This window comes from Kribbella sp. NPDC000426 (genome assembly GCF_040300265.1).
In the GTDB taxonomy this organism is placed as follows: Bacteria; Actinomycetota; Actinomycetes; order Propionibacteriales; family Kribbellaceae; genus Kribbella.
On sequence record NZ_JBEPDK010000004.1, the window covers coordinates 218,311 to 237,259 of the forward strand.

Genomic DNA, 18,949 nt, shown 5'->3' on the forward strand with positions numbered 1-18,949 from the left:
AATCACTGGTATGGCTTCACCTCAGAAGTTCACTGCAGTGCTCACTCGGCAGCGATTGCCCGCAGCACATTGAGCCGTCTCGCGCGGCGTGACGGCCAGACCGCAGCGAGTACGCCGAACAGCATCGCGGCCGCCACCGCGGCGACCAGTTGGAGCACCGGGATGTCGCGGACGTTGAGGCCGTTGTCGACCATCGCGGACTGGATCGCGGCCGCGACACCGACACCGAGTGCCAAGCCCAGCAGCGATCCAAGCATCGTGATCGCGATCGACTCGACCCGGAGCATCCGGCTCAGCTGCGGCGCGTCCATCCCGACCGCCCGCAACAGGCCGATCTCCCGGGTCCGCTCGACCACGCCGAGCCCGAGCGTGTTCACGATGCCGAGCAGCGCGATCAGAACCGCGAGCACGAGCAGGAAGCCGACCGCCGCAAGTACGCCGTTCACCGGTTCGCGGGCCGCCGCGGCGTACGCCTGCTGGTCGCGGACCTGGATCGACGGGTAGTCCTTGGTCAACTGGCCGAGGATGCCGGCCCGGACCCGACCCACTTGGTTGCCATCAGCAACTTCGACGTACAGGAGGTTGTCGCTGGTCGCGCCGCCGATGGTCTGGTACGTCGGCAGCGAGACGATCACCGCGTTGAGCTGCCGGTTCGGTGCGAGGATCCCGCCGACGGTCAGCTTGTGGGTCCCGTTCGCAGTGGCCACCTCGAAGGTCTTGCCGACAGTGACGCCGAGGGTGGTCGCGAGGTTGCGGGGGAGGAGCGCCTGGCCGGAGCCGAGCGCGGCCGCGGAGCCGGAGTCGAACTTGGTCGTGATCGGGCCGTCCAGCGTGCCGTCGCTGACACCGGTGACCTGCACGTTCGTCTTCCCGACCTTGCCGGTCTCCGTCCGGACCCGGTGCACGGACCGTACGCCGGTGACCTTCTCCGTCCGGTCGCCGACCTGGGGGCTGAAGGCCGGCGTGCCGTCGGTGGTGACGAGGATCTGGGAGGTGCCGAGCGCGTCGGCGATGTTCTGGTTGATCGACGCCTTCGCCGACGCGGCGATCACCATCAGGCCGCTGATCAGCGAGACCGAGATCATCAACGCGGACGCGGTGGCCGACGTACGGCGCGGGTTCCGCTCGGCGTTGCGGCGGCCGAGGGTGACCGGCGCCTTGCGGCCGAACGGGTACATCAGCGCGCGGACGACGTACCGGCTGAGCAGCGGGCTGAGCATGACGATGCCGATGGTCGCGGTGCCGGCGCCGAGGACGATGAGTACGACGCCCGGCAGGCCGCCGGTGTTCAGGCCGATCGCGTAGAACAGGACGGCCATCAGCAGGACGAAGCCGCCGATCAGGATCCGGGTGAGCAGCGAGCGCTCCGGTACCGAGACGTCGTCGCGCATCGCGGCGATCGGGGGGAGCTTCCCCGCGCGACGGGCAGCCGGTGCCGCGGCGGCGATCGTGACGCCGGTGCCGATCACGTAGCAGGCGATGATCGTGGTCGGGGTGACCTGCAGCGACGCGGTCGGGATGCGGAGGTCGAGCGTTTCGTACGTGAAGCGAATCGCGACGGCGACGCCGATGCCGATCAACAGGCCGAGCGTCGAGCCGAGGAAGCCGATGATGGCGCTCTCGGCGACGATCGAGCTGGTGACCTGACCGCGGGATGCGCCGATCGCCCGCAGCATCGCGAGCTCGCGGGACCGCTGTGCGACGACCATCGCGAACGTGTTGACGATCAGGAACGTGCCGACGAACAACGCGAGGCAGGCGAACAGCACGAGCACCGTGCTGAAGCCGCCGAAGGTGGTGTCGAGGTCGTGCTGCCCGTCGGCCGAGACCTGCTTCGCGGTCCGCACCTTCACCGAGTCGCCGATCGTCGTGGCGATCGCCTTGCTGACGGTATCGGGGTCGGCTCCCGGCTTCAGCGCGACGGTGACCGACGTCCAGCCCGCCTTGCCGAGCAGCAGGCGCTGAGCCGTCGCACCGTCGAAGGTGACCAGCGGCGCGCCCGCCGCGGCACCTGCAACGGCAGGTGTAGTGGTGCCGGTCAGCGTCGCGGTGAGGGCCTGGGTCGGCGTGACGATCCTGACCTGGTCGCCGATGTCGTAGCCGGCCCGACTGGCCGTCGACTCGTCGAGCGCCAGCTGACTGCCGCCGTACGGCGGGGTCCCGTCGACCAGCTTGAACGGCGCGCTCGCCGCGTCCCGTGGCCAGGCGGCCCCGAAGCTGGTCAGTCCGTAGTTCTCGACCTTCTTGCCGTCCGGCCCGAGGATCTCGACATCGCTGACCATCAGCTGCGGGATCGCGCTCGCCACCCCGGGCACGGCGGCGACCCGGTCCGCGACCTCGGACTGGAACGTCGCGGGGCGGTCGGTGCCGGTCTCGACCGGGGACGCCGGCGTGACGGTGATATCCGCCGTACTGACCGCGAAGTTCTTCTTCAGCGCGTGGGACAGGGTGTCGGTGAAAACCATCGCGCCGCCGGCGAACGCAACCCCGAGCGTGACGGCGAGCGTGCACAGGACGAATCTGAGCCGGTGCGCGAGGACCGAGCGGAGGCCGAGCCGGAACATCAGCCGGCCACGTGTTCGGCAGGCAGGGCCGTTTCGAGCTTCTTCATCGTGTCGAGCACCAACTCGGCGGTCGGGTCGAGCAGCTCGGACTGCAGCGTGCCGTCGGCCAGGAACAGCACCCGGTCGGCGTACGACGCGGCGCTCGGGTCGTGCGTGACCATGACGACCGTCTGGCCGAAGTCGCGGACGGAGCGGTGGAGGAAGTCGAGGACGTCGGCGGAGGAGCGGGAGTCGAGGTTGCCGGTCGGCTCGTCCGCGAACACCACGTCCGGGCGGGACACGAGGGCGCGGGCGCAGGCGACGCGCTGCTGCTGGCCGCCGGACAGCTCGGCCGGCTTGTGGCTCAGCCGGTCGCTGAGGCCGATCGCGTCGATGACCGTAGTCAGCCACTCCTGATCAGGCTTCCGCCCGGCCAGGTCGAGCGGAAGCGTGATGTTCTCCAGCGCGGTCAGTGTCGGGACCAGGTTGAACGCCTGGAAGACGAACCCGATCCGGTCCCGGCGCAGATGGGTCAGCTGCTTCTCGGGCAGCGTGGTCAGGTCGACGTCACCGAGCAGCACCTTCCCGTCCGACGGCTTGTCCAGCCCGGCCAGACAGTGCAGCAACGTGGACTTCCCGGAGCCGGACGGCCCCATGATCGCGGTGAACCGGCCCTTCCCGAACTCCACACTCACGTCGGCCAACGCATCCACCTGCGTCTGCCCACCGCCGTACACCTTCCACACCCCGACCGCTCGCACCGCCGCATCAGCCACGCCCATGCGACGAACGGTATCGACCGAGGGTTCCTCCGGCGGGGTGGAGGTGGGGGATCAGCCGTCGACTGTGATCAGGTCGATGCCGGCTGATTCGGCGGCTACCTCTTCGACCGAGCGGGTCGGGAGGGGCGGGGGTGTGCCGCCCCAGGCGGGGCAGAGGGGTTTGTGGTCGCACCAGTCGCACAGCGGGCCGGGGCTGGGGCGCCAGTCGCCGGAGTCGAGGGCGCGGGTGATCGCGATCCAGAGCGCGGAGACCTTGCGCTCGCAGGCGCGCAGGTCGGCCTCGTCGGGGACGTAGCGGACGATCTCGCCGTTGCCCAGATACACCAGTTGGAGCATGGCCGGGACGACACCGCGCAGCTTCCACAGCACGAGGGCGTAGAACTTCATCTGGAACAGCGCCTTGGCCTCGAAGAACTCCGACGGCGAGCGACCGGTCTTGTAGTCGACCACGCGGATCTCGCCGGTCGGCGCGACGTCCAGGCGGTCGACGTACCCGCGCAGCACCAGACCGGACTCCAGGGCGGTCTCGACATACAGCTCGCGCTCGGCGGGCTCGAGGGCGTTGGGGTCTTCGAGAGTGAAGTACTTCCCGAGCAGCTGGTGTGCCTCGGCGAGCCACTTCGCCAGCTCCTCGCCGCTCGCGTCCTCGGCGAACAGCTCGGCGACCTCGGGCTCCTCCTCGAGGATCCGCTCCCACTGCGGCTCGAGCATCTCCGCCGCCTGCTCCAGCGTCCGCTCGCCGCGCGGCAGGTCGAACAGGCGCTCCAGCACGGCGTGGACGACGGTCCCGCGCACGGCAGCGGCCGACGGCTTCTCCGGCAGCCGGTCCACGACCCGGAACCGGTACTTCAGCGGGCAGCTCATGAAATCCGCCGCCCGGGACGGCGACAACGCCCCACGCGAGTGCTCGTGCGGATCGACTGCGGCTGCAACGCTCATACCGAAACCCTAGGCACAACTACCGACACTTCGCGCGCACCCCACTCCGCCCTGTGGAAAACCCAGCAAACTCCCAGCCGCCTTTCGGCCCGCTATCGGCCGCGATTGCCATCCTGGACGCATGACGCCTCCCGAGCAGCCGCCGCCGAACCACGATCGTGGGCTGGGGTACGACCTCGCGACGCTGCGGCGCCGCCGCTTTCTCGGCGTCGTGGCCGGCGCCGGCCTGGCTGCCGTCGCAGGATGCGCCGAACGCCGGCACCCCGGCCATTGGCACCACGCCGGCCATTGGCACCACGCCGGCCACCGGCACCACCCCGGCCACCGGCACGACGCCGACCTCCGGAGGCACGCCGACGAGCAGCACGGCGTCGTCCGGCCGCGCCGTCGACGAGATTCCGGAGGAGACCGGCGGTCCGTTCCCAGGCGACGGCTCCAACGGGCCCAACGTCCTGAACCAGTCCGGCATCGTCCGCAAGGACATCACCAGGTCCTTCGGCACAGCATCCGGCCAGGCGACCGGCGTACCGCTGTCCGTCGAGCTGACCGTCCTCGACGCCGACAAGGACAGCCCGTTCGAGGGCGCCGCGATCTACCTCTGGCACTGCGACGCCCAAGGCCGCTACTCGTTGTATTCCGACGGCGCGACCGAGGAGAACTACCTCCGAGGAGTCCAATCAGCAGACGCGACCGGCAAGGTCACGTTCACCACGATCTTCCCTGCGGCGTACCAAGGCCGCTGGCCGCACATCCACTTCGAGGTCTACTCCAGCATCGACGACGCGACGAAGGCCGGGCAGATCACGCGTACGTCGCAACTGGCCCTCCCGAAGGACGCGTGCAGCGCTGTCTACGCCGCCAACGGGTACGACGGAAGCGCGGAGAACCTGAGCCGGACCTCGCTCGAGAACGACAACGTGTTCGGCGACGACGACGGCGTACATCAGCTCGCCACCGTCACCGGAGATGTCGATCAGGGGTACACCGCAACTCTCACGGTGGGTGTGTAGCACGGAGTTACCGTCGGCCAAGTAGGTTTGGGTTGATGCCAGACACGCGTGATCCCCAGAATCCAGCCCAGCCGGCCGGCCCGCCACCGCCCGGGACCTGGGTGCTCGGTCGTGTCCGCGGGATCCGGCTGACGATGCGCTTCACCTGGCTGCCGGTGGCGATGCTGCTCGCGGTCGGGTTCGCCGCGATCATCGGCCAGCAGTTCCCCGAGCTCGGCGGCTGGCGGTACGCCGCGGCGTTCGCGTTCGTGGTCGCGTTCACGCTGTCGATTTTGGTCCACGAGCTGGCGCACGCGCTGATGGCGCTGCGGTTCGGCATCGGCGTCTCCGAGATCAACCTTGGCTTCTTCGCAGCCGGCACCCACATCGAGGGCGAGCGGAAGTCACCGCTCGAGGAATTCGCCGTCTCGGTGGTCGGCCCGATCGCGTCGCTGGTCGTCGGCGGGCTCGCGTACCTCGGGTCCCGGGCCTTCGACGAGGGCGTCGGGTACGTCGCGCTGTGGGAGCTCGGCATCGCGAACCTGATCGTGGGCGTCACCAACCTGCTGCCCGGTCTGCCGCTCGACGGCGGCTGGGTGCTGCGCGCGATCGTCTGGAAGATCACCGGCAACATGCACACCGGCACGATCGTGGCCGCGTGGGCCGGGCGGCTGCTGGCGATCTCGGTGCTGGCGGTGCCGGTGCTGCTCGAGGAGATCTGGGGCTGGCAACCGTCGATGATCGACTTCATCATCGCGCTGCTGGTCGGCTTCTTCCTGTGGAGCGGCTCGACGGCGTCGCTGATGCAGGCCCGGCTGCGACGCAAGCTGCCCAGCCTCCAGGTCCGGACGCTGGCCCGCCGCGCAGTCGCCGTACATTCCGGTACGCCGATCTCCGAGGCGGTCCGGCTGGCGGGTCAGACCCAGGCCGGCGCGGTCGTGGTGATCGACGGCGACGGCAAGCCGCACGCGCTCGTGTCGGAGACCGCGGTCGCGGCGGTCGCCCCGAACCAGCGGCCCTGGACCACCGTGAGCGAGGTTTCCACCGCGATCGGCGCGGGCCACATCATCGGCGTCAACGACACCGGCGAGGAGATCCTCGCCACGTTGCGCGAGCACCCCGCCTCGGAGTACCTGGTCCTCGACGCGAGCGGCGCGGTGTACGGCGTGCTCGCGACCGCGGACGTCGAAAAGGCGTTCCGTTCGCGCTGATTACTCGGTTGCGGTGACCGAAAGTTAAGGTGAGCGCCTTATGGCTGACTTGCGTGACTTTCCCGACCAGGCGTACTCCGGGGTCCATCACGGACCGCTGCAGGAGGGCGAGTGGATCACCCTGCAGGACTCGAAGGGCCGCCGCCACTCGGTCAACCTCGAGCGCGGGAAGATCTTCCACACCACCAAGGGCGGGATCGCGCACGACGACCTGATCGACGGCCCGGACGCGGTCGTGATCAGGTCCAAGGGCGGCGTCGAGTACCTCGCGTTGCGCCCGCTGATGGCCGACTACTCGGTGTCGATGCCGCGCGGCGCGGCCGTGATCTACCCCAAGGACACGGCGCAGATCGTGACGATGGCCGACATCTTCCCGGGCGCCAAGGTGGTCGAGGCGGGGGCCGGTTCCGGCGCGCTGACCACGGCGTTGCTGCGGGCGGTCGGGGTTCACGGACAGGTGATCTCGTTCGAGCGCCGGGAGGACTTCGCCGAGGTCGCCCGGAAGAACGTCACCGGTTTCTTCGGCGGCGAGCACCCGGCCTGGCGGCTGGAGGTCGGCGACCTGGTCGAGAAGCTCAACGAGCAGGACGTGGATCGCGTCGTACTCGACATGCTGGCGCCGTGGGAGTGCGTCGACGTCGTCGCCGAGGCGCTGTCACCCGGCGGGGTGTTCTGCGCCTACGTGGCTACCACGACGCAGCTGAGCCGCTTCGTGGAGACGCTGAGGGCACACGGTGAGTTCACCGAGCCGCGCGCGTGGGAGTCTCTCGTGCGAGACTGGCATGTAGAAGGTCTTGCGGTTCGTCCGGGCCACCGGATGCAAGGTCACACCGCCTTCCTGGTCACAGCACGAAGGATGGCGCACGGGGTGCAGGCACCCCGGAAGAAGCGGCGCCCCGCGCCCGGTGCGTATGGCGACGATTACCTCGGACCCCGTCGCGAAGAGGTCCGTTCGGAATCAACCGGCGACATGCCGAAGGCAACTGATTCATCCGCAACCGACACGTGATGGGATTCAGCTTGCCCGGCGAGGTTTTCTGGGTAAGGTCCATAGGGTCGAGCCCCACATGGTGAGGTGATGATCGTGGCTGGAGACGAGAGTCCTACCGCGGCAGAACTGCGTAACCAGGTCCGGTACCTGGAGGCCGAAGTCGCGGCGTTGCGACGGCGGCTGCTCGAGCACCCGGCAGACAGCCGGTCGCTCGAAAGCAGGCTGTCCGAAACACAGGCCTCCTTGGCGAGTGTCACCGCTCAGAACGAGCGGCTGGCCGACACGCTGCGGGAGGCGCGAGAGAAGATCATCGCCCTGAAGGAGGAAGTCGACCGGCTGGCGCAACCGCCGTCCGGATTCGGCACCTTCCTCGGACGGAACGAAGACGACACGCTCGACGTGTTCACCGGCGGCCGGAAACTCCGGGTCGCGGCGAGCCCGTCGGTGGACCTGGACGCGCTCAAGCTCGGCCAGGAACTGATGCTGAACGAAGCACTCAACGTGGTCGAGGCCTGTGACTTCGAGGTCGTCGGCGACGTGGTGATGCTGAAGGAGCTGCTCGCCGACGGCGAGCGGGCGCTGGTCATCGCGCAGGCGGACGAGGAGCGGGTGGTGCGGCTCGCGTCGCCGCTGCTCGACATCCCGCTGCGCAGCGGCGACTCGCTGCTGCTCGAGGCCCGCTCCGGGTATGTCTACGAGAAGATCCCGAAGTCCGAGGTCGAGGAGCTGGTGCTCGAAGAGGTCCCGGACATCGACTACACCCAGATCGGCGGCCTGACCGGCCAGATCGAACAGATCCGGGACGCCGTCGAGCTGCCGTACCTGCACAAGGACCTGTTCCTCGAGCACGAGTTGAAGCCGCCGAAGGGCGTGCTGCTGTACGGCCCGCCAGGCTGCGGCAAGACGCTGATCGCGAAGGCGGTGGCGAACTCGCTGGCCAAGAAGGTGGCGGAGAAGACCGGCGTCGCCGAGCAGAAGTCGTTCTTCCTCAACATCAAGGGCCCCGAGCTGCTGAACAAGTACGTCGGTGAGACCGAGCGGCACATCCGCCTGGTCTTCCAACGGGCCCGGGAGAAGGCCTCCGAAGGTATGCCGGTGATCGTGTTCTTCGACGAGATGGACTCGCTGTTCCGCACCCGCGGATCCGGCGTGTCGTCCGACGTGGAGAACACCATCGTTCCGCAGCTGCTGAGCGAGATCGACGGTGTCGAGGGCCTGGAGAACGTCCTGGTCATCGGCGCCTCCAACCGCGAGGACATGATCGACCCCGCGATCCTGCGGCCCGGCCGGCTGGACGTGAAGATCAAGATCGAGCGCCCCGACGCGGAGGCGGCCCGGGACATCTTCTCGAAGTACCTGACCAGTGGGCTGCCGTTGCACGTCGACGACCTCGGCGAGTTCGGCGGCGACCGGCAGGCGTGCGTGGACGGCATGATCCAGCGCACGGTGGAGCGGATGTACACCGAGGCCGACGAGAACCGCTTCCTCGAGGTCACCTACGCCAACGGTGACAAGGAGGTCCTGTACTTCAAGGACTTCAACTCGGGCGCGATGATCCAGAACATCGTCGACCGGGCGAAGAAGATGGCGATCAAGGCCTTCCTGGACGACAACCAGAAGGGCCTGCGGGTACAGCACCTGCTCCAGGCCTGCGTGGACGAGTTCAAGGAGAACGAGGACCTGCCGAACACCACGAACCCGGACGACTGGGCCCGGATCTCCGGCAAGAAGGGCGAACGGATCGTCTACATCCGCACGCTCATCTCCGGCAAGCAGGGCACCGAGCCGGGTCGCTCCATCGACACCGCGACCAACACGGGTCAGTACCTGTAGGACGCTGCGAACCGCCCCCGGACCTGCTGGTCCGGGGGCGGTTCGTCGTCAGGGGGTAGACAAAACACCCGGTGCGATCGGGGGGTTTCCCTGATTGGTACGGCGGAGCGGCGGCTCTAGCTTGCTGTTATGGCGACGGATGAGGTGCGGAAGGACCTGCGGGCCGCGGTGGCGGCCCGCCAGGAGCTGGGGCCGGAGTACGAGAACGAGATCATCGACAGCTTCCTGGAGAAGCTCGATGCCCGGGATGTCCAGCGACGCGTCAGCCCGTACCCCGAGCCGGCCCCGCGACGGCATCCCAGCCGCGAGACCGATCCCGGGGGACTGGCACTGGCGATCGTGTCGATCGTCGCGGCGATCCCGATCACGGCGATCGCGGCCGGCATGATCGGCCCGTTCGGCGTGCTGATCGCCTGGATCGGCCTGGTCAGCATCAACTTCGCCCGCACCATGTCCCGCCGCCGCTGACGCCCTACTTCGTCTTCAGCTCGACCGGGACCGGCCGACCCTGGGCGTCGTACGCGCGCACCTCCTGCTCCACGTACATCGCGTCGACGACCGCGGTGACCCGGTTGTCGGCGTACGCGTAACCGTCGTCGATGGTGCCGCGCTGCCACGGGCTCACGACGCTCTTCCAGACCAGGCGCGACTCGATCCGGGCGATCTCGGGACGGGCCCGGTAGAGCGTCCAGATCCGGGAGCCCGTCGGTGCCGAAGAGGTGCCGCCGGAGACGCCTGTGAGGCCTTGCTTCTTCGTCGGCACATCGAGGAACGACGGATCCCGCTGCCACCCGCCTCCCCCGGCGGGGACCACGCAGGTGGCAACGCCCGAGGCTCCGGACCCCTTGACGACCATCAGGATGTCGGTGGTCCTGGGATTCGCGGCCGGCACCCGCCGTGCCCAAGCCACCGTCAGCGGTCGGTCGAGCTTCGAGTGCAGGCGTCGCTCGCAGGACTCCGTGTAGGCAGCGATCGCCTCGGCGTCGGACACGACCGGAAGGCCTGTCGGGGTCGGAACTGCCGCCGTCGCGGTGCCGGCGACACCGGGGTCGGAGGGCGCCCGGTTGGTGATCACGAGGGTGCCGGCCACCGCGGCGCCGACGGCGGCGACGGCGACCACCGGGGCGATCATGCGGCGGCTCGGGCGGTGCTCGACGGGCCGCGCCTTGTCCATCACATGGTTGCGGAGGCGGGACCGCTCGGCGGGGCTCAACGGGGGGACGCGTGGCGGTTCGAGATCGGTGTTCATGAGAGCTCCTCGTTGAGGGCGACCCGGGTGAGCAGGTCGGGGAAACGGCGGCGGGTGCGGTGGAGCCGGGCCTTGACGGTCCCGACCGGTACGCCGAGGGCGTCCGCGGCCTCGGTCATCGTCAGACCGGACCAGACGACGAGCTCGAGCGTGTCGCGTTCGTGCCGGGGGAGTTTGGCCACGGCACGACGGATCGCCGACATCCGGCGTTCGTCGTCGAGCCGACGGGCGACGTCGGGCGCGTGATCGTGGTCCGGCGCGGGGGTGGGCAGGCGGTCGACCAGGTTGCGCAGCCGGTTCGCCGTCCGGAACAGGGTCTGGCATTCGTTGCCGGCCACGACGAGCAGCCAGCCGCGGGCGCTCGGAGCGGTCAGCGGACCGGGTGGGTTGCGCTGGAACCGTCGCCAGGTACTCAGGAACGTCGACTGGACCACGTCGTCGGCAGTACTCCACGAGGCGGTACGCCGGAACGCGAACGCACGGACGTCGTCCGCGTACCGGTCGAACAGCTCGCCGAGCGCGAAATGGTCCCCGATGCGCAACCGCTCCCAGAGCTCCTGGTCGGATCCCGTAGCCATGGCCGGCTCCGTATCGTCAGTCAGGGTGATCTTCACACCCTCTAGTGACCGGCCACCGCGCGGACGGTTGCATCAGAGCCGGTGCAGGATGTCTCGCAGGCCGTTCGCGACGTCGTCGGGCAGGTCGAGGAGCAGGCCGCGGTGGACGCCGTACCAGGGGGAGAGACGAGCCCAGTCCGCGGCACGTTCGACCTGGTCGGGGGTGGGTTGGTAGATCTCCAGCACACCGCCCCGGACCGCCGCCGGAGCACCGTTGAGGGGCCAGCAGAGGTCAAGGGCGGGGTCGCCGATGACGGCGTCGGTCCAGTCGATGATGCCGGTGATCTCGCCGTCGCTCACCAGGATGTGCTCGGGGCCGAAGTCGCAGTGGATCAAGGACGTGCGGACGTGGGCCACGCGGTCCAGGAGCTCCAGTGCCCGGGGTTGGGCTTCTGCGGGCAGCAGCGGCACGATCTGGGCCCTGCAGTCCTCCAGGAAGGTCGCCTTCTCCGCGTCCGCTGTGGCGGCGTCCAGAGCGCCACGGGCGACCGCTTCGACCGGGTCCACGGCGTGCAGGGCCTTCAGGAACTCGCCGAGCGCCCGGCCGATCGCCGTACCGCCGTCGGTGAAGGGTGAGCCGGGCAGCATCAGGTGCCGTACGCCGTTGTCGGTCAGCTCAGGCACCGGGACCGGCAGGGGCAGCTGTGGGGCGAGCCAGGGGAGGAGCGTGGCTTCAGCCAGCAGCCGTGGCCGTACTGCGGGCCGTCGGGGCGAGCGATGGATCCACGGACCCTCGATCCACGCGTCGCTGTCCCAGCCCTGGCCGATGGTCGCCAGACTCCGGACGAACTCACCGAGCAGACCGACCGCATCCGGCATGAACGGCCACGACGGGTCGTCCATCTTGGCGACGAGCTCGGCAGGGGACATCCACGCACCCCACTCGACCTCCTCCGGCTGGTGCCGCACCGGTCCGTCCCAGACGCAGGTGTACAGGTACGCGTGGTACCGCGTGTTGTCGTCGGCGTAGTCGCCCTCCGGCAACCGGGTCAGCTCGACACCTGCGATCCCGAGCTCCTCCTCCAGCTCCCGTACGACGGCGTGGAAGGGGTCCTCACCGGCCGCGACGACCCCGCCGGCGGAGAAGTCGTAGTGGCTCGGGTAGACATCCTTGATCGGCGTACGGCGGTGCACGTAGATGTCACCGGCCGGATTCCGGACGACTACTCCGGTGGCGGAGTGGCGCAGGTTGTCGCGCCGCATCACCGATCGCGGGACGGACCCGGTGACATGGTTGTCTTCGTCCAGGATCGCCACCATTTCGTCCACGCGCGCAGTCTCACACGTAACCCTGTGGACACAGCAACACCTTTAGTCGCCCTTACCGCGTAGGCTCGTTCGCATGAGTGTTCGGCGGATCATGGGTACCGAGACCGAGTTCGGGATCTCGGTGCCGGGCCAGCCCGGGGCCAACCCGATGCTGACCTCGAGCCAGGTGGTGAACGGCTACGCACAGACGCAGCCGCTCGCGCGCAAGACGCGGTGGGACTTCGACGAGGAGCACCCGCTGCGCGACGCGCGAGGATTCGACCTGAGCCGGGAGGTGGCGGACTCCAGCCAGCTCACCGACGAGGAGACCGGCCTGGCCAACGTGATCCTCACCAACGGCGCGAGGTTGTACGTCGACCACGCCCACCCGGAGTACTCCGCTCCCGAGACCACGAACCCGCGCGACGCGGTGGTCTGGGACAAGGCCGGCGAGCTGGTGATCATGGAGGGCGCGCGCCAGGCCCGGCTGATCCCCGGCGCCCCCCAGCTGAACCTGTACAAGAACAACACCGACAACAAGGGCGCGTCGTACGGCTCGCACGAGAACTACCTGATGCGCCGGTCCACGCCGTTCGCGTCGATCGTGCGGCACCTGACGCCGTTCTTCGTGAGCCGTCAGGTGGTCACCGGCGCCGGTCGCGTCGGCATCGGCCAGGACGGCGCGGCGCACGGGTTCCAGATCAGTCAGCGGGCCGACTACTTCGAGGTCGAGGTCGGCCTGGAGACGACGCTGAAGCGCCCGATCATCAACACCCGCGACGAGCCGCACGCGAATCCGGACCGTTACCGCCGGTTGCACGTGATCATCGGCGACGCGAACCTGTCCGAGATCTCGACGTACCTGAAGGTCGGGACGACGTCGCTCGTGCTGGCGATGATCGAGGACGGCTGGCTCACCGACGACCTGGGCGTCGACCGCCCGGTGTCCGCGCTGCACGAGGTCAGCCACGACCCGTCCTGCACGCATCTGCTCACGCTGAAGGACGGCCGCAAGATCACCGCCGTCCAGCTCCAGGCGGAGTATCTGGAGCAGGCCCGCAAGTACGTCGAGGACAAGTACGGCGACGACGCGGACCGGCAGACCAAGGACGTGCTGCACCGGTGGGAGCAGATCCTCGACCAGCTCGCGATCGACCCGATGAAGCTGTCCGACCAGCTCGACTGGGTCGCGAAGTACAAACTGCTCCAGCAGTACCGCGACCGTGACGGCCTGGAGTGGGACGACCCGAAGCTGCACCTGATCGACCTGCAGTACGCCGATCTGCGCCCGGACAAGGGCCTGTATTACAGGTTGGTGAAATCCAACCGGATGCAGCGGATCGTCACCGACGAGGAGATCCGGATGGCGGTCGCGCACCCGCCGACCGACACCCGGGCCTACTTCCGCGGCCGCTGCATGCAGCAGTACGCGCCGCAGGTCGCGGCCGCCTCCTGGGACTCGGTGATCTTCGATCTGCCCGGTAAGGAGTCACTGCAGCGAATCCCGACCCTGGACCCGCTGCGGGGGACGAAAGCGCACGTCGGAGCACTTCTTGACCAATGCGACACCGCCAGTGACCTGGTTCGCACCATTACTGGGGGCGCTGCCGGGTAGGGTCGCTATAGAGAGATCGGTTGGGCGGTCTCTCCAGCGGTTCTAGGAGGTGTGTGCCATGGCGAAAGACGGCGGGCAGCAGCACAAGCAGCCCAAGCGTTCGTCGACCGAGGAAGAGGTCGACCAGGTCGAGGCGTCGGAGGACGTCCAGGAGCGCAAAGAGCGACTCGACGAGGACGTCGACTCGATCCTGGACGAGATCGACGAGGTGCTCGAGGAGAACGCCGAGGAGTTCGTCCGCGGATTCGTGCAAAAGGGTGGGGAGTGAACCGCTCGATGACTTCTGATGCCTCCGGCCGGTTGCCGGAAGCCTTCCTGACCCCAGGTGGCTCGTCGTTCATGGACTTCCTGGCCGGGCACGCGCCCGACCTGTTGCCGGGACGACGGGCCCTGGGTTCGGGTGACCTGTCCAGCGAAGTCCCGCACGGTACGACGATCGTGGCGGCCACCTTCCCCGGTGGCGTGATCATGGCCGGCGACCGGCGGGCCACGATGGGCAACATCATCGCCCAGCGTGACATCGAGAAGGTGTTCCCGGCCGACGAGTACTCGGCGGTCGCGTTCGCCGGCTCGGCCGGTTTCGGGATCGAGATGGTCCGGTTGTTCCAGGTCGAGCTCGAGCACTACGAGAAGCTCGAGGGCGCGACGCTCAGCCTCGACGGCAAGGCGAACCGGCTCAGCGCGCTGATCCGCGGCAACCTGCCGATGGCGATGCAGGGCCTGACCGTGGTGCCGCTGTTCGCGGGGTACGACCACGACATCAAGGGCGGCCGGATCTTCTCCTACGACCCGACCGGCGGGCGGTACGAGGAGACCCACTTCTACAGTGTCGGCTCGGGCTCGCTGTTCGCCCGCGGCGCGCTGAAGAAGCTGTACCGCGAGGACCTGTCCGAGACCGACTGCGTGACGGTGATGATCCAGTCGCTGATCGACGCGGCCGACGACGACTCGGCGACCGGCGGACCGGACATGCTCCGGCGGATCTTCCCGGTGGTCGGCGTGGTCACCGCGGACGGTTACCGGCGGCTGCCCGAGGACGAGGTGGCGGCGCTCGTCGACGCGGCCTGGAGCCAACGGCACCAGCGTCCCGACGGCCCGGCCGCGACGTCCCTGACCTGATGCTGTTGCCCGTCTCCCCGATCGAACTGACAGAGGACTCATGAGCGTTCCCTTCTACGTCTCGCCCGAGCAGCTGATGCGGGACCGGGCGGACTTCGCCCGGAAAGGCATCGCCAAGGGCCGCAGCGCGATCGCGCTGCAATATGCCGACGGCATCCTGTTCGTGGCCGAGAACCGCTCGCCCGCGCTGCACAAGGTGGCCGAGATCTACGACCGGATGGCGTTCGCCGCCGTCGGCCGGTACAACGAGTTCGAGAACCTGCGGATCGCCGGCGTGCGGCTGGCCGACATGCGCGGGTACTCCTACGACCGGCGTGACGTGACCGGCCGGGCGCTGGCCAACGCGTACGCGCAGACGCTCGGCGCGATCTTCTCCTCCGGCGGCGAGAAGCCGCTCGAGGTCGAGATCCTGGTCGCCGAGATCGGCAACACCCCGGCCGAGGACCAGGTCTACCGGCTCACCTACGACGGCTCGATCGCCGACGTGCAGGGGTACGCCGTGATGGGCGGCCCGGCCGACCAGGTCGCGGACTACATCGGCGAGCACTACTCCGAGGGCATCTCGCTCGCGGGTGCGCTCCGGCTCGCGGTCGATGCCCTCGGCCACGACGGCACCGAGGTCCGGCAGCTGACCCCGGACCAGCTCGAGGTCGCGGTCCTGGACCGGACCCGGAGCCAGGTGCGCAAGTTCAAGCGGATCTCCGAGGAGACGCTGGCCGGCATCCTGTCCGAGTCCAGCCCCGCCGAGGAGGCCACCGAGCCTGCGGGCGATGGCGACGGGGGCAAGACGGACGACGCCGCAGAGCCCGGTGCGTCGGCCGAGGACGCCCCGGTCGCCCCGCCGGCGGATGATGCACCGATCGCGCCGCCGGAAGATCCCGACGACAACCGTCCCCTGTGACGGATCAGCGCGAGACCTCAGCCGTCACCGACAACGTGGCGGCTGAGTCGTCTCGGCCCGGCGACCCGGTTCCGTGGCAGCTGCTGGGGGAGGAGCCGGGCTTCAAGCGCTTCTTGACCGTCCGGCTGCGGCGCTACCGGATGCCCGACGGCCGCGAGGTCGAGTGGGACGTGATGGGTCCCGAGGCAGGTATCACGTCCGGGATCACCGTGCTGCCGCTGACGCCCGACGGCCGGATCGTCACGATCCGGATGTTCCGGGCCGGCCCGGACGCCGTCGTCACGAACCTGCCGGGCGGCTTGGTGGAGCCCGGCGAGGAGGTGGCCGTCGCCGGCGCCCGGGAGCTCGAGGAGGAGACCGGCTACACCTGCGAGACGCTCGACGTCGTCGGCTGGCAGTGGTCCGGCGCGTCCTCGACGTTCCGCAAGTACGTCGCGATCGCGCGCGGCTGCCGCCCGGACGGCAAACAACAGCTCGACGAGGCCGAGGACTGCGTCCCGGTCGAGCTGAGCGTCGACGCGTTCCGTGCCGAACTGCGTACTCCGGGTGCGATGACCGGAATCGATGCGGCCTATCTCGCGTTGGACCACGCAGGACTTCTTTGAGCCAACTGCGGAGGTACCCGATATGAGCAACGCGGACATCATCACCGAGTTCCGGGACAATGACGGCAGGGTCGGCGGCAACTTCGAAGGCGCGCCGATGGTGCTGTTGCACCACCGCGGCCGCCGGAGCGGCGAGGAGTACATCGCCCCGACGATGTACCTGGCCGACGAGAACGACCCGGCCGTCATCTACGTGTTCGCCAGCAAGGGCGGCGCTCCCACGAACCCGGACTGGTACCGCAACCTGGTCGCCGCCGGCGAGAGCGTTGTCGAGGTCGGCACCGAGACGTACAAGGTGACTGTGGGCGAGCTGACCGGCGACGAGCGCAACCGGATCTACGCCGAGCAAGCGCGGCGCTACCCGGGCTTCGGAGAGTACGAGATCCGCACGGCCGGCATCCGCACGATCCCGGTCCTGAAGCTCACCCGCGCGTCTTGACGAGCAGGCCTGCGCGCTGAGTGGATAGGGGCTGTGACCCCTGAGCCTCAGCAGACCAGCACTCGCCCGGACGGGTTCGACCTCGGTGACACGGTCGGCGTGGTCCACGGCCCGACCACGGACCCTGACGCCGAACGGATCGTCCGCGAAACCCTGACCCGGGCCGGCGTGACCACGATCGTCGACGGCGAGGCCGTGGTGACGGTCCACATCGGCGGCACCGCTCTCGATGTCGAGCCCGCCGCCGGTCTGCCGGCCGAGGGGTACGTCGTTGCCGTCGGCGACCACCGCGTCGTCCTCGACGGCGTCGACACCCGCGGCACGTACTACGCGGCGCTGACTCTCGACCAGCTTGTCCAGGGCAACCATCTCGACGGCGTCGAGATCCGCGACTGGCCGACGTTGCCGTACCGCGGCTCGATCGAAGGCTTCTACGGCACTCCGTGGTCGCACGCGGACCGCCTCGACCACCTGGACTACCTCGGCGCGCACAAGATGAACACGTATCAGTACGCGCCCAAGGACGACGTCTACCACCGCGAGCAGTGGCGCGACCCGTACCCGGCCGACAAGCTGGCCGAGCTCGGCGAGCTGATCGAGCGGGCCCGGCGCAACAAGGTCGACCTCACCTTCGCGCTCTCGCCCGGTCTGTCGATCGCGTACACCTCCGACGAGGACTTCCAGGCGCTGATCGCGAAGTTCGAGGCGCTGTACGCGCTCGGCGTCCGGGTGTTCAACGTCCCGCTCGACGACATCGAGTACGAGAAGTGGCACTCCGACGAGGACGCCGCGAAGTACGGCACGGGCGGCGGCGCGGCCGGTGCGGCGCAGGCGGACCTGTGCAACCGCGTCCAGCGCGAATGGATCGCGACCAAGCAGGATGTTGCCCCGCTGCAGATGGTCCCGACCGAGTACTACGACGTCGAGGAGACGCCGTACAAGCAGGCGCTGCGTGAGCGGCTCGACCCGGCCGTGATCGTGCACTGGACCGGTACGGCGGTCGTCCCGGAGCGGATCACGACCGCACAAGCAGCTGCGGCGAAGGCGGTGTTCGGGCACGACATCCTGATCTGGGACAACTACCCGGTCAACGACTATGCCCATGGCCGGATCCTGCTCGCGCCGTACACGGGCCGCGAGCCCGGCCTCGCCGAGCACGTCGTCGGCGTGATCTCGAACCCGATGAACCAGGCCGCGGCCAGCAAGCTCGCCCTGTACTCGTTCGCCGAGTTCGGCTGGAAGCCCGCGACTTACGACGCCGACGCGTCCTGGCGTCGCGCGATCGCCGAGCGTGCCGGGGGAGACGTGGCCACGATTGCGGCGCTGGAGGTGTTCGCGGACCTCACGACGTACGACGGGAAGCTGCATCTGACCAATGCGCCGGTGCTGGCCTCGAAGCTCGCGGCCTTCAAGGCGACCTGGGACGGCGGCGACCTGGCCGGCGCGATCGCCGACCTGGAGCCGTACCTCGAAGCGATCGAGAACGCGTCTGCGCAGATCCGCAGCGGCGTGATCGACCCGGAGTTCGAGGCCGAGACCGACTCCTGGCTGGACGCCTCGTTCTACTGGGGCGGAGCCCTGCGGCAGGCGTTGCGCGTGTTCGAGGCGCAGGCGGAGGGCAACGAGTCGGACGTCGCGACGGCCCGGGACGAGATCGAGCACCTGATCACGCAGGCGAACGAGATCCGCGATGTCCGCCTGCCGCACAGCAAGGTGCCGCTCCGGATCGCCGACGGGGTGGCCGACAGGTTCGTTCGCGAGGCGGGCGGGCCGGTATCCTGAGGGCGGACCGCGACTGGCGCTGAGGTGGACGACCACCGGGGAACGGTCTGCCATCCGGCTTTCGCCGCGCGCCTGGGCACCCTTTG

The 18,949-nt window shown here is 68.9% G+C and carries 18 protein-coding genes and 1 riboswitch; of the genes, 12 read left to right on the forward strand and 6 right to left on the reverse strand.

Annotated elements, in window-relative coordinates; all coding sequences use genetic code 11:
• Positions 1-41: 41 nt before the first annotated feature.
• From ABT313_RS20240 to ABT313_RS20250, 3 genes are read right to left on the reverse strand one after another with little or no spacing between them, the layout of a single operon-like run.
• Positions 42-2,564 carry an ABC transporter permease gene (locus tag ABT313_RS20240; RefSeq protein ID WP_350855744.1) on the reverse strand — a complete coding sequence of 841 codons (2,523 nt, stop codon included), beginning with the start codon at positions 2,562-2,564 and terminating at the stop codon, positions 42-44.
• Entirely contained in the window at positions 2,564-3,325 is a 762-nt protein-coding gene (locus tag ABT313_RS20245; protein ID WP_350855746.1) for an ABC transporter ATP-binding protein, read from the reverse strand. The genes ABT313_RS20240 and ABT313_RS20245 overlap by 1 nt, the downstream gene beginning before the upstream one ends.
• Before the next feature lie 51 nt (positions 3,326-3,376).
• Positions 3,377-4,264, reverse strand: coding sequence for a RecB family exonuclease (locus ABT313_RS20250; protein WP_350855749.1), 888 nt, complete (start codon positions 4,262-4,264; stop codon positions 3,377-3,379).
• Between the two features lie 158 nt (positions 4,265-4,422).
• On the opposite strand from ABT313_RS20250, the gene ABT313_RS20255 reads away from it, so the two are divergent.
• From ABT313_RS20255 to ABT313_RS20275, 5 genes are all read left to right on the forward strand, one after another.
• Positions 4,423-5,274: an intradiol ring-cleavage dioxygenase gene (locus ABT313_RS20255; RefSeq protein ID WP_350855752.1), complete on the forward strand. Its 852-nt coding sequence runs from the start codon at positions 4,423-4,425 to the stop codon at positions 5,272-5,274.
• Positions 5,275-5,309: 35 nt separating this feature from the next.
• Positions 5,310-6,464 (forward strand): M50 family metallopeptidase, encoded by a 1,155-nt coding sequence (locus ABT313_RS20260; RefSeq protein WP_350855755.1) that lies wholly within the window; start codon positions 5,310-5,312, stop codon positions 6,462-6,464.
• A 40-nt stretch (positions 6,465-6,504) separates the two neighbouring features.
• A complete protein-coding gene (locus ABT313_RS20265; RefSeq protein WP_350855758.1) occupies positions 6,505-7,473 on the forward strand; it encodes a tRNA (adenine-N1)-methyltransferase in 969 nt (322 codons plus the stop codon).
• A 69-nt stretch (positions 7,474-7,542) separates the two neighbouring features.
• Positions 7,543-9,288, forward strand: a complete 1,746-nt coding sequence (gene arc / locus ABT313_RS20270; RefSeq protein ID WP_350855761.1) for a proteasome ATPase — start codon at positions 7,543-7,545, stop codon at positions 9,286-9,288.
• Positions 9,289-9,417: 129 nt separating this feature from the next.
• Positions 9,418-9,756 (forward strand): hypothetical protein, encoded by a 339-nt coding sequence (locus ABT313_RS20275; RefSeq protein WP_350855764.1) that lies wholly within the window; start codon positions 9,418-9,420, stop codon positions 9,754-9,756.
• Positions 9,757-9,760: 4 nt separating this feature from the next.
• Here the strand turns inward: ABT313_RS20275 and ABT313_RS20280 are convergent, their stop codons facing one another.
• The 3 genes from ABT313_RS20280 to ABT313_RS20290 form a co-directional block, all read right to left on the reverse strand.
• Positions 9,761-10,537 carry a hypothetical protein gene (locus ABT313_RS20280; protein ID WP_350855767.1) on the reverse strand — a complete coding sequence of 259 codons (777 nt, stop codon included), beginning with the start codon at positions 10,535-10,537 and terminating at the stop codon, positions 9,761-9,763.
• The gene (locus ABT313_RS20285) at positions 10,534-11,115 is read right to left on the reverse strand and encodes an RNA polymerase sigma factor (protein WP_350855770.1); all 582 of its coding nucleotides are present in this window, start codon (positions 11,113-11,115) and stop codon (positions 10,534-10,536) included. The genes ABT313_RS20280 and ABT313_RS20285 overlap by 4 nt, the downstream gene beginning before the upstream one ends.
• A gap of 72 nt (positions 11,116-11,187) precedes the next feature.
• A complete protein-coding gene (locus ABT313_RS20290; protein WP_350857793.1) occupies positions 11,188-12,414 on the reverse strand; it encodes a phosphotransferase in 1,227 nt (408 codons plus the stop codon).
• Between the two features lie 82 nt (positions 12,415-12,496).
• Between ABT313_RS20290 and dop the strand changes: the two genes are divergently transcribed.
• The 7 genes from dop to ABT313_RS20325 all read left to right on the forward strand — a co-directional run bounded on the left by dop (position 12,497) and on the right by ABT313_RS20325 (position 18,863).
• Positions 12,497-14,017, forward strand: a complete 1,521-nt coding sequence (gene dop / locus ABT313_RS20295; protein ID WP_350855773.1) for a depupylase/deamidase Dop — start codon at positions 12,497-12,499, stop codon at positions 14,015-14,017.
• A 58-nt stretch (positions 14,018-14,075) separates the two neighbouring features.
• Positions 14,076-14,285, forward strand: coding sequence for a ubiquitin-like protein Pup (locus ABT313_RS20300; RefSeq protein WP_350855777.1), 210 nt, complete (start codon positions 14,076-14,078; stop codon positions 14,283-14,285).
• Positions 14,286-14,293: 8 nt separating this feature from the next.
• Positions 14,294-15,136 carry a proteasome subunit beta gene (prcB, locus tag ABT313_RS20305; RefSeq protein WP_350855780.1) on the forward strand — a complete coding sequence of 281 codons (843 nt, stop codon included), beginning with the start codon at positions 14,294-14,296 and terminating at the stop codon, positions 15,134-15,136.
• Between the two features lie 40 nt (positions 15,137-15,176).
• Positions 15,177-16,037 (forward strand): proteasome subunit alpha, encoded by an 861-nt coding sequence (gene prcA / locus ABT313_RS20310; protein WP_350855782.1) that lies wholly within the window; start codon positions 15,177-15,179, stop codon positions 16,035-16,037.
• Complete coding sequence (locus tag ABT313_RS20315) at positions 16,034-16,642, forward strand: NUDIX hydrolase (RefSeq protein ID WP_350855785.1); 609 nt, start codon at positions 16,034-16,036, stop codon at positions 16,640-16,642. The genes prcA and ABT313_RS20315 overlap by 4 nt, the downstream gene beginning before the upstream one ends.
• Before the next feature lie 22 nt (positions 16,643-16,664).
• The gene (locus ABT313_RS20320; protein ID WP_350855788.1) at positions 16,665-17,081 is read left to right on the forward strand and encodes a nitroreductase family deazaflavin-dependent oxidoreductase; all 417 of its coding nucleotides are present in this window, start codon (positions 16,665-16,667) and stop codon (positions 17,079-17,081) included.
• A gap of 33 nt (positions 17,082-17,114) precedes the next feature.
• Positions 17,115-18,863: a glycoside hydrolase family 84 protein gene (locus ABT313_RS20325; RefSeq protein WP_350855791.1), complete on the forward strand. Its 1,749-nt coding sequence runs from the start codon at positions 17,115-17,117 to the stop codon at positions 18,861-18,863.
• A riboswitch (ZMP/ZTP riboswitch) is annotated at positions 18,863-18,948 on the forward strand. (Overlaps the previous gene by 1 nt.)
• The last annotated feature ends 1 nt before the right edge of the window (position 18,949 follow it).